This window comes from Allorhizocola rhizosphaerae, assembly GCF_003426775.1.
GTDB classification, from domain to species: Bacteria; Actinomycetota; Actinomycetes; order Mycobacteriales; family Micromonosporaceae; genus Allorhizocola; species Allorhizocola rhizosphaerae.
Window position 1 is genome coordinate 49430 of sequence record NZ_QJUG01000011.1, and the last position, 13185, is coordinate 62614.

Annotated in this window: 12 protein-coding genes; 4 read left to right on the forward strand and 8 right to left on the reverse strand. The window is 68.2% G+C overall.

What is annotated here, in order from left to right:
- Positions 1-12 precede the first annotated feature (12 nt).
- The 3 genes from phnD to phnC are packed head-to-tail and all read left to right on the forward strand — an operon-like array spanning position 13 to position 3489.
- The gene (gene phnD, locus DM816_RS03770) at positions 13-951 is read left to right on the forward strand and encodes a phosphate/phosphite/phosphonate ABC transporter substrate-binding protein (RefSeq protein WP_117208638.1); all 939 of its coding nucleotides are present in this window, start codon (positions 13-15) and stop codon (positions 949-951) included.
- Positions 952-985: 34 nt separating this feature from the next.
- Entirely contained in the window at positions 986-2662 is a 1677-nt protein-coding gene (gene phnE / locus DM816_RS03775) for a phosphonate ABC transporter, permease protein PhnE (protein WP_162907076.1), read from the forward strand.
- On the forward strand, positions 2659-3489 hold the full coding sequence (gene phnC, locus DM816_RS03780; protein WP_211588534.1) for a phosphonate ABC transporter ATP-binding protein: 831 nt from the start codon (positions 2659-2661) through the stop codon (positions 3487-3489). The genes phnE and phnC overlap by 4 nt, the downstream gene beginning before the upstream one ends.
- 63 nt (positions 3490-3552) lie before the next feature.
- Here phnC and DM816_RS03785 read toward each other — a convergent pair whose 3' ends face one another.
- The 3 genes from DM816_RS03785 to DM816_RS03795 all read right to left on the reverse strand — a co-directional run bounded on the left by DM816_RS03785 (position 3553) and on the right by DM816_RS03795 (position 5655).
- A complete protein-coding gene (locus tag DM816_RS03785; RefSeq protein WP_170318773.1) occupies positions 3553-4233 on the reverse strand; it encodes a 4'-phosphopantetheinyl transferase superfamily protein in 681 nt (226 codons plus the stop codon).
- Entirely contained in the window at positions 4233-5075 is an 843-nt protein-coding gene (locus tag DM816_RS03790; protein ID WP_117208641.1) for a metallophosphoesterase family protein, read from the reverse strand. Before DM816_RS03790 ends, DM816_RS03785 begins: the two co-directional genes overlap by 1 nt.
- A 196-nt stretch (positions 5076-5271) precedes the next feature.
- The gene (locus DM816_RS03795; protein ID WP_246001516.1) at positions 5272-5655 is read right to left on the reverse strand and encodes a winged helix-turn-helix transcriptional regulator; all 384 of its coding nucleotides are present in this window, start codon (positions 5653-5655) and stop codon (positions 5272-5274) included.
- A 111-nt stretch (positions 5656-5766) separates the two neighbouring features.
- Here DM816_RS03795 and DM816_RS03800 point away from each other — a divergent pair, with 111 nt between their 5' ends.
- On the forward strand, positions 5767-6405 hold the full coding sequence (locus tag DM816_RS03800) for an NAD(P)-dependent oxidoreductase (RefSeq protein WP_170318771.1): 639 nt from the start codon (positions 5767-5769) through the stop codon (positions 6403-6405).
- Between the two features lie 138 nt (positions 6406-6543).
- Here DM816_RS03800 and DM816_RS03805 read toward each other — a convergent pair whose 3' ends face one another.
- From DM816_RS03805 to DM816_RS45125, 5 genes are all read right to left on the reverse strand, one after another.
- Positions 6544-9003 (reverse strand): LuxR C-terminal-related transcriptional regulator, encoded by a 2460-nt coding sequence (locus DM816_RS03805; RefSeq protein WP_117208643.1) that lies wholly within the window; start codon positions 9001-9003, stop codon positions 6544-6546.
- A gap of 200 nt (positions 9004-9203) precedes the next feature.
- Entirely contained in the window at positions 9204-10016 is an 813-nt protein-coding gene (locus DM816_RS03810; RefSeq protein WP_117208644.1) for a thioesterase II family protein, read from the reverse strand.
- 10 nt (positions 10017-10026) lie between these two features.
- On the reverse strand, positions 10027-10383 hold the full coding sequence (locus DM816_RS03815; protein WP_162907077.1) for a nuclear transport factor 2 family protein: 357 nt from the start codon (positions 10381-10383) through the stop codon (positions 10027-10029).
- Positions 10384-10412: 29 nt separating this feature from the next.
- Positions 10413-11636: a cytochrome P450 family protein gene (locus tag DM816_RS03820; protein ID WP_211588535.1), complete on the reverse strand. Its 1224-nt coding sequence runs from the start codon at positions 11634-11636 to the stop codon at positions 10413-10415.
- 31 nt (positions 11637-11667) lie between these two features.
- Positions 11668-13185, reverse strand: a 1518-nt coding sequence (locus DM816_RS45125) for a thioesterase domain-containing protein (protein WP_281274289.1), incomplete at its 5' end; no start/stop codon positions are given.

Below are 13185 nucleotides of genomic sequence, written 5' to 3' on the forward strand. Positions count from 1 at the left end.
GCACCCATCTCGATGCGTTTACCAGCTCGCCTTTCCATCCTGCTCACCGTCACGCTCGCCGCATGGGCTACCGCGGCGTGCGGCTCCGACGAGCCCGGCGCACCCTCATCGGATACCAAATGGCCTGAAAAGATTGTCTTCGCGGCGACACCCTCCGGCGAAGCCCGCACCTTCAACGACGACTTCGGGCCGTTCGTCGCGGCACTGTCCAAAGAGGTCGGCATCAAAATCGAAACGTTCCTGGCAGCCGACTACGCCGCCGTCATCGAAGGAATGATCTCCGACAAGGTGGACATCGCCCAACTTGGCGCGTTCTCCTACGCCCTGGGCGTGCAAAACGGCGCCAAACTGGAACCGTCGGGAGTGCGCATCCATCTCAAGGGCGACAAGGCCGGCTACACCATCTACGGCTTGGTCAAGTCGTCGTCCACCATCGCGGGACTGCAAGACATCAAGGGCAAGACCGTCTGCCTGCCCGACCCGGCCTCCACCACCACGCTGATCCCGCTGTTCGAGTTCTCCAAGGTAAACATGCAGCCGGACAAGGATTTCAAGCGCCTGACCGTGCCGGCCGGGTCGACCATCCCCCGCACCATCGTCAAGGGCGACTGCGACCTCGGGATGGCGTCGCAAGCCCAGCTCGAAAACGCCATCCGCCAGGGCGACGTCAAAAAGGACGACCTCAAGGTCGTGTGGCAGGTCCAGGCGCCGGGCTCGCCTCTGGCCGTCAGAACCCAACTGCCGCAAGACCTGCGCGACAAACTGAAGACCGCGATAAACAAGATCAACGCCGAGTGGCTGGAGCAGAATGGCTACTGCAAGGGCGACAAGTGCCTGATCTCCGCCAGTGGCGACTTCGGCTACATCCCCGTAGAGGCCACCTATTACCAAGTGGTCTGGGATGCGTGCAAGGCCACCCGCATCGACGCCTGCGGACCTATCGGCAAGTGAGACCCGCAGACCGGTAACAGAAAGGATGGCGGCGTTGCCCGCACCCACTAGCAGCGCAACCCTTCCCGCCTCGCCGCCCGGCTCGGCTCCCGCCGGCGGCGGACGGCGGCTGAGCCCACCGTGGACACCGCGCCGCGTGATCGCGTGGATCGCCGCGGCCGGCTCCCTCGGCCTCGTTGTCGTTGCGGCGCTGCAGGTGGGTGTGGAGCCGGACCGGCTCATCGACGGCTGGCAGGACATGGGCAACCTGCTGGAGCGCATGACCCCGATCGAGGCGCCCAACCTCGCACAGCTGGCGAAGCCGCTGCTGGACACGCTTATGATGGCCGTGGCGGGCACCGCGCTGGCCGTGGTCGCCTCGGTCCCGTTGGCGTTTCTGGCCGCGGCCAACACCTCGCCTCACCCCGCGGCGCGCGCGGTTGCCCGCGCGGTCATCCTCGGCGCCCGTTCCATCCCCGACCTGATCTACGCGCTGATCTTCGTGCGCGTGCTGGGCGTGGGCATCCTGCCCGGGGTGCTGGCCATCGCCGTCTACTCCACCGGCATGGTCGGCAAGCTGTTCGCCGACGCCATTGAGGAAACCGACCCCGGCACCAGCCAGGCGCTCAAGGCGGTGGGCGCCCGCCGCCTGCAGATCATCACCACCGGTGTCCTGCCCCAGGTCTCGCCGTCGCTGGTGTCGGTGTCGCTTTACCGGCTCGACATGAACGTCACCGCCTCGGCGGTGCTGGGATTCGTCGGTGCGGGCGGCATCGGGTTCGAGCTCTACACCACCCTGCGGACCCTGCAGTACCAAAAGGGGCTCGGTATCGCCCTGATCATCATCGCGCTGGTCATCACCGTGGAACGGCTCTCGGCCGTCGTGCGCAGCCGCCTGACGACCCATCACGACAGCCCATCCGCCGGCGGGCCCACCAGCCGGGGCCAACGGCGGCTGAGCGCACCCTGGACCAGGACCCGTGTGCTGCGTCAGATCGCCATCATCGTCGCGGGCGCGGTCATCATCGCGAGCTTCGCCGGCCTGGAGATCAGCCCGCTTACCCTCGCGGCCGCCGTTCCCGCGCTGTTCGTCGGCCTCGCCGACTTCTGGCCACCGGATTTTGCGTCGGTGGCCGATCTGCTGCCCGCGGCGATGACCGAAACCCTGAGCATCGCCATCACCGCGACCGCCATGGCCACATTGCTCAGCGTGCCCATCGCGGCGTTCGCCGCCCGCACCATCGCGCCGCATCCGGCGCTGTACCACGCCGCACGTATGCTCATCGTGCTGTGCCGCGGCCTGCCGCCGTTGCTCCTGGCGCTGATCTTCGTGTCCGCGTTCGGGTTGGGTCCGTTCGCCGGCGCCATCGCCCTGGGCCTGGCTACGATCGGCATGACCGCGAAGCTCATGGCGGACGCGATCGAGCACCTCGACTCCGGCCCGGCCACCGCCTTGCGGGCCGTCGGAGCCACCCGGCCGCAGCAAAACGCGGCCGCCGTCATACCGCAGGTCGCTCCCTCCTTTGTCTCCACGGTGCTGTTCACGCTCGACAGCACCATCCGCTCCTCCACCATCGTCGGCGTCGTCGGTGCGGGCGGAATCGGCTTCATCACCTATCAGTCCGTGCACACCCTGCAATTCCAGACGACCACCGCGGTCCTGATCGTCATCTTCACCACCGTCTTCTGCGTGGAGCGCGCCGCTGACACGATCAGAAAGAGGATCCTGTGACCACGCCCAACCAGCCCACCGAGCTCGCCGTCTGCGTCGAAGGCGTGTCAAAGTCGTTCGGCGACCATCACGCGGTCGACGACGTCAGCTTCAGCCTCAGCACAGGAGAGTTCCTGGCAATCATCGGCCTTTCCGGATCCGGCAAGTCCACATTGCTGCGGCTGCTCAACGGGTTGCACGCGCCGTCGTGCGGCAACATCACGGTCCTGGGCACCGGGGTCACCCAGGCCAAGGGCAGGACGCTGCGGCACCTGCGCGGCCAGATCGGGTTCATCTTCCAGCAGTTCCACCTCGTCGGGCGGATAAGCTGCATGGAGAATGTGCTCTCGGGTGCGCTGGGCCGCCTACGGATGCCCAGGTTGGGAATCGGCACCTATCCCAAAGCGCTGCGGCACGAGGCACTGGATCACCTCGATCGGGTGGGGCTGGGGCACAAGGCGTTCCAGCGCGCCGACACCCTCTCCGGCGGCGAACAGCAACGCGTCGCCATCGCCAGAGCTCTTATGCAGCAACCGAAGCTGCTGCTTGCCGACGAGCCCGTCGCCTCGCTGGACCCGGAATCCTCGGTGCAGGTCATGACGATCCTCAAACGAATCTGCGCCGAAGAAAACCTCACTGTCATCTGCAGCCTGCACCAGGTCGACATGGCATTGGACTGGGCGCACCGCATCATCGGCCTTCGCGCCGGGCAGATCGTGCTCGACCAGCCCACCGGGCGGCTCGACAAGGCAGCCCTCATGGAGGTCTACCAGCGCCCGCCCACCGAGACCGTTGACCCGCAGCACCAGCCGTCGCAGCTCATCACGGCCGAGGCGCAGTTGCCCTGACACAGTCCCGCCGCAGCTTGCCCACGGCGATCGGTTCGCGCGACATGCGAGACCGCGGCGCCGTCACGGATTGGGGTTGGCACCAGGCGTCGGCGGCAGCACGGTCACGGCGGTCAACACGAGGCCGGCGGAGACGGCGAAGCGTCCGTCGAAGCGGGACAGCACGCCCTCCCCGTGCCTGGGAGCGTCGATCAGCACGGTGGCGGTGAAGCCCGTCTGCGCCGGTGCGAAGACGACGTCGGCCTCGGCGAAATCGAGCCAGCGCCGGGCGACCGGATACCACGCTTTGTAGACGGATTCCTTGGCGCTGAACAACACCCGATCCCAGCAGATGCCCGGATCGGTGTCGGCCAGCCGTCGCAGACGGGCAAGCTCGGAAGGCAGGGCTACCGTTTCCAACACACCGTCGGGCAACGGCTGATGCGGCTCGGCATCGATCCCGACCGCCGCGACATCGCAGGAGCGCGCCACGACGGCGGCACGGTAGCCCAAACAGTGCGTGATGCTGCCCACCATCCCGGTGGGCCACATCGGCTGCCCCCGCTCACCGGTCAGCAGTGGCGCCGGCGCGAACCCGTGCGCCGCCAACGCCTCACGGGCACAGCGGCGCCCGGTGGCGAACTCTCGGCGGCGTTTGTCCACCGCCCGCGCCACCTGCTCCTCCTCCTGCGCGAACAGCGGCGCGGGCACGGTGTCGTCGAACGCCTCCACCACCGTGGCGGTGGGCGGCAGCAGCGACGCCATCACGCGCCCACCCCCTGCAGCAACACCGGGCGCAGCAGCGACGGCGGGGCGGACCTCGCCTTCCACTCGCGCGGGTAGCCCAGCGAAACTTCTTGGAACGGCACACCGTCATACCACGTGAGGCGCGGGATGTGCAGGTGCCCGTAGATCGCCACGGCGGCGCGGTAGCGCACGTGCCAGTCGGCGGTCAGCTCGGTGCCGCACCACTGCGCGAACTGCGGATAACGCAACACGTCGGTCGGCTGCCGTACCAAAGGATAGTGGTTGACAAGGACCGTCGGCAGCGCTGGATCGCAACCGTCCAGCCGCTCCCGGGTGTACGCGACACGAGCCCAGCACCACTCCTCCCGGCTGCGGTAGGGGTCCGGGTGCAACAGCGTCTCGTCGGTGCACACCACCCCGGTGTCGTAGGCGTGCCGCAGTGCCATCGCCTTGGTCAGCATGCCCGGCATCCGGAACGAGTAGTCGTACAGCAAAAACAGCGGCGCGATGGTCACCGGACCGCCGGTGCCCTGCCACACGGCATAGTCGTCCTCCGGCGTCAGCACATCGAGCTCGCGGCACCGCCGCACCAGCTCCAGATATCGGGCTTCGCCACGGGACCGCACCGGATCGTCGGCGGGCGTCCACAGCTCGTGGTTGCCCGGCGCCCAGATCACCCGGGCAAACCGCTCCCGCAGCAGGGCCAGCGTGCCGATGATGTCGGCGAACATCTCACCGACATCGCCGGCGACGATGAGCCAGTCTCGCGGCGAAACCGGCCGCAGCCCGTCGAGGAGGGCACGGTTGTCGGCAAAGCCCACATGCAGATCGCTGATGGCGTAAAGCGTGGCGGGATGCATCGTCGCCTTGTCTTGAGTCGGATGGGGGACGGTCGTTGCGGCGAGCCGGCTTCCGCCGGGCAGCATCCGCCGCACTCGCACGGTCGCCTGTTGCGCCAGTCAGGTCCGGCGCAAACGGCCAGACCCGAGCGACCAAGTTTACCGGAGGCTTCCAGCGTCCAGAAAGGACGGTCTGCACGCCGCCTTGCCTGCGGTGTCAGATCGCCTTGCCCGCGTTGGCTGCGGCCTTTTCCCACTCCTCCCGGGCGGCGAGCACGGTCGGCAGGTGTTCCTTGGCCCAGACCCGGCAGGCGGCGATCGGGGCCAGCAGCGTCCGGCCGAGGTCGGTCAGCTCGTATTCCACCCGTGGTGGGATCTCGGGGTAGATCGTGCGGGTTATCATCCCGTCTCGCTCGAGGCCACGCAATGTCTGCGACAGCACCTTCGGGGTGATCCCGCGCAGCGGAACCTGAATCTCCGTGAACCGTCGCGGGCCGTGCTCAAGACAACAGATAATCAGCCCGGCCCACTTGTCGCCTATCCGGATCGGCATGGCGCTGGAAGGGCAAGCCGGATCAAACATGTTGGGATCCAAAGGCATACTCACTATCCTGACGGTACTTAGGTACCGTTGCGGTAACAAGTACCTTCCGTTCTAGACTTTCGCGGCAAGACCGGATCCGCTGATGGTAAAAGGAAGGTCTGTAAAAATATGAGCAGGATTATCGTGTTTGGTGCGGGCGGCAAGGCGGGCCGCGCCGTGATCAGTGAGGCGGTCAACCGCGGCCACGACGTGACGGCGGTCGTGCGCGACCCGTCCAAGTATGAGGATCTCGGTGTCACAGTCGTCGCGGGCGACGTCTGCGACGCCTCCTCGGTGGCGAGCCTGGCGACCGGCCACGACGCCGCCGTCAACGCCGCATACGACCCGCAGAGCGCGCCGGCCGACTTCTTTGTCGGCGCGGCCAAGGCGTTCCTGGAGGGCCTGCCCAAGGCGGGCGTCGGCCGGGCCGTCGTCATCGGCATGGTGTCCAATCTGGAGGTTGCACCAGGGCTGCGGATGCTGGACACGCCCGACTTCCCGGAGGCATACCGCGAGTTCGCCCAGGGCCACACGGCGGGATTGGACACGCTGCGCGCGGCCGAGACGGAGCTCGACTGGGTCGTGCTGACCCCGCCCATGGTGCTGGACCTCGCCGCTCGCACGGGGACCTATCGCACCGGCGGCGACCAGCTGCTGGCCAAGGAGGACGGCACGAGCCACCTGTCCTATGCCGACCTCGCGGTCGCCATCGTCGACGAAATCGAAAACCCGCAGCACCACCGCACCCGCATCGCGGTCGCGGACTGATAACCGGCGGTGGGCGGGCGGTGTCCCGCCAGCCCACCGCGGACCGGTCGAGGGCTTGACCGCCGTACGCGGCCCCGCCGCATAGATCAATCGAGATCGGTGGACCAGCACGGGACGGACAGCCATCGCCCCGGCGGGTCAGCCGAGCTTGACCCGCAACTCGTTGCGGCCCGTCACTCGCAGCTTGCGATATGCGCGAGTCAGATGTTGCTCCACGGTGCTCACGGTGATCGACAGCTCGCGAGCGATGGCCCGGTTTGTCGAACCCTTCGCAGCCAACAGGGCAACCTGACGCTCGGCCAGCGTGAGCTGGTCAAGGCAATCTGCATACCGGTCGACGATCTTGTATCTGGCGGCCGGCTCGGTTGCCGTCCTGGCGAACACGTTTCGGCAGAGGTGCTCGATGGTGTGCAGCAACGCGGGCTTGTCAGTCAACGACTCCAGCAGCGCCTCGAAGATAAACTCGCGCTTGCGGGTGTGCTCGACGCCGAGCGGATCGTCGGGCATCCGCGGCACCGCCTCGGCGATGGTGCTGACCGCCTTGTCGTAGTTATTCATTGCCATGTATGAAGCGGCCACCCCGAGCCGCCACCTGTCCAGCTCCTGCGAGTCGATTTGCCACAGCGTCATCAGGCGCCCACAGCGCAGATAATCGGCGAGCGCGAACAGGTGCTCGCCTGCGGCAAGGTAGAAGTGCCCCCGCGCGTAGAGGTAGTGCAGCCCGTAGCGGCTGTCGAACATGGCCTCCGGCAGCCGGTGCCGGAAATAGGTCACGCCCGCCTCGCGGTCGCCGATGGCCGTGGTGCACAACAGAAGCGTGGACAGTGGCATGCCGAGCCGAATGCCCCACTGCTCCGGCGTAATCAGCTCCAGCGCACGCTCGGCCCGCTCGATCGCCCTGGACATGTCACCACGCCGCATGGTGATCTGTGCCTGGAACGCCAGCAGCTCCGCCACCGCGGGGACGTCGCCCTGCCCGCGGGCGATCGAGCCGAAGCGCTCGCACCACGACTCGGCCGGCTCAAGCTGGTTTTCGTGCAGGAGCGTGGTCAGCGCGCTGACCACGGCGCGCGAATTGTCCCGCGCCCGCTCCATCGCGGCCAGCGCATCCCAGGCGGCCACGAGCGCCGTTTGCCGATCGTGCCCCCGCAACACCCGGCAGAGCGAGTGCACCGCGGCAAAGCGCGGCGAATATGTGCTCAGCCGCGAGCTGTCGGTCTGCACCCGCGCCAGCGCCGACGGCAGCAGGGTCGGGTATTCGCAGCAGATGGACAACAGGCGTGTCCGCAGATCGGCAACGGCGAAGCACGCATCCGGAGGCAGGCCGGCGATCTGCTCCTCCAGCGCGGCAACGGTCTCCGTCGCATGCCACAGGGAACGCGGCTCGACGATGCCCGACTGCTCGGAGGCGATCTGCCAGTGCCGGCGGGTGCTGCCCGCCCCGGCGAAGTCGGGATGGCAGTCGGAGCCGTCGCCGAGCATCTCCAGCACGCTGACGGGCACGAAACGGCTCGCGCTCACCCGCCGCTGCGGCTGCGGCGGCACGACATCGCCGATCGGGTCAAGGTTTTCCACGGTGGTCAGCCAGGAAGCCAGGTCGTCGGCGCTGGCGCCGGCCGGGACGAGCAACTCGACCACCTGGCGGCTCAGCGCCGCGCGGCGGCTGCCCGACATGTTGTGCAGCACCGCCTCATGCGCGGCTCTGCTGCGAAACCCGGTCTTGTCAAGCAGTCCGCACGCGGTGAGCTCCGCGATCGCCTCCTCCGCCGGAACCCCGCCGGCGACGCGCGTCACCATGTCGATGCCCCCGAGCGAACCGATCACGGCGACCGCCTCGGCGACGTCGCGGTCCTCCGGGTCGAGGGCATGTAGGCAGTCGAGCACGGCCTGCCGGTAGGCGCGGCCGTATGCCGGGGCGGCGCCGTCGGGCACGCGCTGCCCGTAACGCGTGATCTGGTCGGCCAGCAACGCGCCCACCAGAGGCATGCTGCCGTTGGTGTGCGCGGCAAGGCGCCGGGCGAACGACTCGCCGAGATTGAGCCCGAACCTGTGCCAGGCGGTCCGAATGATCTCGCGAGACGTCATGGGCTTGATGTCGATCTGTCGCAGGTCCGGCCGGCCGACCAGATCGGACCATAGCCCGTGCACGCCACCCAGCGGCCGCACCCGGTCGGCGCAGACCAGCAGGATCGGACGCCCGGTGACGCAGACGGCGAGCTGCTTGACGAAGCGCTGCGAGGCCGGGTCGGCATGGCGCAGGTCGTCGACCGTCACCAGCACCGCGCTCGCTCCCGCCTGCGCGGTGAACCGGTCGGCCAGGTCGTCGGCTCCGGTCACCGCCGGATCAACCGGCTGCGCCAGCGATGCGGACAACTGACCCAGCAGCGCCAGGTGATCGGTGCGGTCGAATTTGGAACACACCGCGGTGAGCACCAGATCGCCTGCGCCGCGGGCCTGCTGGGCGACCTCATCGAGCAAGTACGTTTTGCCGCTTGCCGTGTGGCCGTTGAGCAGGGCGACCCCGCCTCGACCCTGGCGGGCCCGCACCAGTGCGGCCGCCAGCTCTTGGTAGCTGGACAAGTGCACGGCAGCGCTCATCTGTATCCTCCCCGTGACCGGTGCCCTGCCCCGTCCTGCCCGGAACGGACACCTCGTCGAAGGATACTGCCGACTTGTTACTCCAACATGTCCCGCGAGAAGGCGCCGTGGTGCATGAACGTCGATACTGACTGCCGGGCTCAGTTTAGTTGGTTACCTTCAGGTACGCGCGGCAGTTATACGACAGAACGCTCGCCGGTTCACGCTGGACCGGTGTCGGGATTGGACACCGTCGTCAACGACATGCCGTTCACGCGGGACGCCGCCGCGGTGAGGGCGCGCAGCTCGTCGAGCACCGGAGCCTGCTGACGGGTGAGGTAGAAGTGCCCACCCGGCAGCACGCGCAACCGGAACCCGCCCGCCGTGTGTGCCGACCAGGACTCGACCTCCTCGGTGTCCACCCGCGGATCGGCATCGCCGACCAGGGCCAGGATCGGCGCGGCGATCCGGCGCCCGGGCTCGCATCGATAGGTCTCCACCGCCTGATAGTCGGCACGCAGCGCCGGAAGGATCATCAATACCACGTCCCGGTCGCCGAGCAGGTTTGCCTCCGTGCCGCTGAGAAGCCGCAACTCCGCGAGGATGCCGTCGTCGGAACGCTGGTGCACGTTCTCGTGCCGCACCCGTGACGGTGCCCGCCGTCCCGAGGCGACCAGGGCGCGCACCGGACGCCCGGCCGTCTCCAGCCGCAGTGCCGTCTCAAACGCCACCACCGCGCCCATGCTGTGCCCGAAGAACACCGTCGGCCGGTCCACATAGGACGCCAGCACCTCGGTCGCGCGATCGGCGAGATCTTGGATCCGGGTGAGAGCGGGTTCGGCACGCCGGTCCTGGCGTCCCGGATATTGCACGGCTACGACGTCCACCGCCGGGCTGAGCGCCTGCGACACCGGGAAGTAGAAGCTGGCCGAGCCGCCCGCGTGCGGGAAGCACACCAAGCGGACCGGCGCGGCATCCGCGGGATGGTAGCGGCGCAACCACCGATCCGCCTCGTGCGTTTGTGCCAGGCTCATGCGACGGTCCTCAGGCCTTCCGGTAGACGTCCTTGACGGCGATCTTGCCGTTGCTGACGGTAAATACGTCGATGGAGCGGTCGATCACCTTGCCGTCGAGGCTGATGACGATCTCAAGGTAGACCTTGTCGTCGGCCTCGACGAGCTCGCCGTAGGCAATCTTCACACCCTTCGCCTCGTACTCCTTGCGGACGCCGATGAGCTTGGTCAACAGCGCCGGTATCTCCGGCTTGCGGTAGGTGGTGCCAGGGTCCGGACCCTCGGCGGCGATCCACATCGCGTCGTCGGCGAAGTGGGCGACCGCGGCCTCCACATCGTCGGCCTCGCCCGCGGCGAAGAAGCCCGCGACTACATCCTTGTTTGACATAACCGTTCTCCCTGATGGCGATACACGGATCACTTGAGTACGACCTGGAGGCGCTCCAGGCCGCGGAACTGCGCGGTGTAGCGCCATGTCAGATGCTCGACAGGCACGGCGAGTTGCCATTTCCCGAAGCGCTCAAGCAGCGCACGGAAGACGATCTCGCCCTCGAGCCGGGCCAGTGGCGCGCCCACGCAGTGATGAATGCCGTGCCCGAAGGACAGGTGCTGCCCGGCACGCCGGTCGACGCGCAGCCGATCGGGCTCGGCGAACTGCTCGGGATCGCGGTTGGCGGCGAGCAGCGCGATGAAGACGATTTCGCCGGCGGGGATCGTGACGTCGCCGACCTCGATCGCCTCGGTGCTGAAGCGGATGGTGGACAGGTTGAGCGGGCTCTCGAAACGCAGGAACTCCTCGATCGCACTGGGCAGCAACGACAGATCGGCCCGCAACAGCTCCTGCTGGTCGGGATGGGTCAGCAGGGCCAGCATGCCACTGCTGATCATGTTGGCGGTGGTCTCGTATCCCGCGTTCATCACGAGGAAGACCGTCGACATCAGCTCGGCCGGCTCCAGCCGGGTCCCTTCGTCCTGAGCCTGAATCAACGCGGAGATCATGTCGTCGGCCGGTTCTTCGCGCTTCTGTGCGATCAGCTCACCCAGGTACCGGAACGCCGCGCCGAGCGCCTGCTGCTTCTCCTCCGCCGTGATGTTCACGCTCGCCAGTGCGCTGCTCCACGACTTGAAGTCGGCGAAGCGCTCCTCGGGCACGCCCAGCAGGTTGCCGATGACGTAGATTGGCAGCGGCAGCGCGATCCGGTCGACGAGATCGAACTCCTCCCCCGGCCGCACGCCATCGAGCAGCGATTCGACCTGCCGCACGATCCACGGGCGCATCTCCTCCACGCGGCGCATCGTGAACGCCTTGCCCAGCAGGCGCCGCAGCCGGGTGTGGTCCGGCGGATCGCTGAACAGCATGCTCTTTGGCTGTTCGGTCGCCGACCGGGAGCCGTCGACGGCGTGACGATTGACCACGCCGGGCAGGGCCACGGAGTCCTTGGACAAGCGCGAATCGGACAGCAGGGCACGGCCGTGCTCGTGGCTGGTCACCACCCAGGCATTCAGCTCGGTGGCCAGCGTTTTGACCACTTGACGGGTGACCGGGCCCTGCTCACGCAGTCGCGCGTATGTCGTGTAAGGGTCTTGCACGAAGCTCCAGCTGAGCAGATCGGCTTCATCGGTCTGCGGTGTATAGGTCACGGGAGGAGTCCTTTCTCGACAGTGCCTGGCCCTAGGAGGTGAGCCAACGCTCGATGGTCTGCGCCGCCGCCGCGGCGTGCTCCTCGATGAGGGAGCGATGATCCCCCTTGGCCGTGACCGCGACATGCGGCGCGGGCCATGGGGTGCGCTCGGCGGGACCGGCGAGGACCCGTTCGGCACACAGCAACAGGGTGGGCACCGGCGACGGGCCGGGTCGCCAGCCCTCGAACAGCCGCATGTAGTGGCCCATCGCGGTGAGCTTGATGTCGTCCACCAGCTCCACGACCTCCGCCCGGCCCGCCATGTCGCGAAACAGCACGTCCTGCAGCGCCGTGAGCTCCGGCGCTGCAGGAGGCACGGTGTCGAGGAGCACCACGCCGGCACACGGAAGGCCGCGCGCGATGAGCTCCGCGCCGACGGCGTGCGCCAGCCAGCCGCCGGACGAATACCCGACCAGCAGCACCTCGCCGCCGTGGGGCACCCGGTCAGCCATGGCGGTGACCAGCGCCGGCACGTCGGCGGCCAGCTCCTCGCCGGGCAGGTAGCCGGGCAGCGGCAACGCCGACACCGAGCGCACGTCGCGCATGCTGGCGGCGAGCCGGCCGAACTGCATCGGGCTGGCCGGAGCCACGAACGACGGCAGGCACACCAGCATAGGTCTGGCCGGTCCCTTGGCCAGCGGCACCAATTCACCGGCGACCGCAGTCGCGGTCCGCGCCCGGCCGGCCGCGACATCGGCGAGCAGCTTCATGCCCTCGCCTACCCGTCCCGCGAGGCACTCCTGCCGGAACGCCTCCACCACCGCGCGTCCGGCGGGGTGGTCGGTCCGCGGCCCGCCGCGAAGCTCATCGGTCAGCGTCTGCACGCTGGCACGGTCGAACAGGGCCGCCGCAGGCACGGGTACGCCGGTCGCGGCACGCAGCCGCTGGCGCAGCTCCACGGCGGTCAGCGAGGTGAGCCCGAGCTCGGTGAGCGCGGTGGTGTCGCCAACCTCCGCGGCAGGGTAGCCCAGCACGGCGGCCGCGGCACGGCGAACGACCTCCCGCAGATCGTCGCTGGCATATTCCGTAGCGGGCGCAGCGTCGGGCTCGGAAGCTGGGCGTTGCGGTGCACCGGGTAGCCCACGCTCGGGCCAGTAACGCCGGCCCTGGAAGGCATACGTGGGCAGCCGGGTGCGCACCTGCACCGGAAAAAACGCCGACCAGTCGATGTCGTCCACGCGCACGGCGGCCTCCGCGAACGCGGCCACCGCGGTCAGCGGCTCTGGCCGGTCGCGGCGCAACATCGGCACGGCCGGCGGGGCGGCATCGCCGAGGCAGTCGGGCAGCAACGCCGACAGCACACCGTCTGGGCCGGCCTCGATGAACAGGTCCACGCCCTGACCGGCCATTGTGGACACGGCATCGGCGAACATCACCGGCCGACGCACATGCTCCACCCAATACTCCGGATCGGTCACCTCCCCACCGGACACCATCGGAATCCGCGGCTGGTGGAAGCTCAGCGACTCCACCACTGTGCGGAAGTCAGCCAGCATCGGCTCCATCAA

What these genes read in the sequence shown, in the direction of transcription:
- DM816_RS03810 (WP_117208644.1), bottom strand. Translation starts at nt 10,016, where the DNA reads ATGAGCCTGGCACAAACGCACGAGGCGGATCGGTGGTTGCGCCGCTAC.
- phnD (WP_117208638.1), top strand. Translation starts at nt 13, where the DNA reads ATGCGTTTACCAGCTCGCCTTTCCATCCTGCTCACCGTCACGCTCGCC.
- DM816_RS03815 (WP_162907077.1), bottom strand. Translation starts at nt 10,383, where the DNA reads ATGTCAAACAAGGATGTAGTCGCGGGCTTCTTCGCCGCGGGCGAGGCC.
- DM816_RS03795 (WP_246001516.1), bottom strand. Translation starts at nt 5,655, where the DNA reads ATGCCTTTGGATCCCAACATGTTTGATCCGGCTTGCCCTTCCAGCGCC.
- DM816_RS03790 (WP_117208641.1), bottom strand. Translation starts at nt 5,075, where the DNA reads ATGCATCCCGCCACGCTTTACGCCATCAGCGATCTGCATGTGGGCTTT.
- DM816_RS03800 (WP_170318771.1), top strand. Translation starts at nt 5,767, where the DNA reads ATGAGCAGGATTATCGTGTTTGGTGCGGGCGGCAAGGCGGGCCGCGCC.
- DM816_RS03785 (WP_170318773.1), bottom strand. Translation starts at nt 4,233, where the DNA reads ATGGCGTCGCTGCTGCCGCCCACCGCCACGGTGGTGGAGGCGTTCGAC.
- DM816_RS03805 (WP_117208643.1), bottom strand. Translation starts at nt 9,003, where the DNA reads ATGAGCGCTGCCGTGCACTTGTCCAGCTACCAAGAGCTGGCGGCCGCA.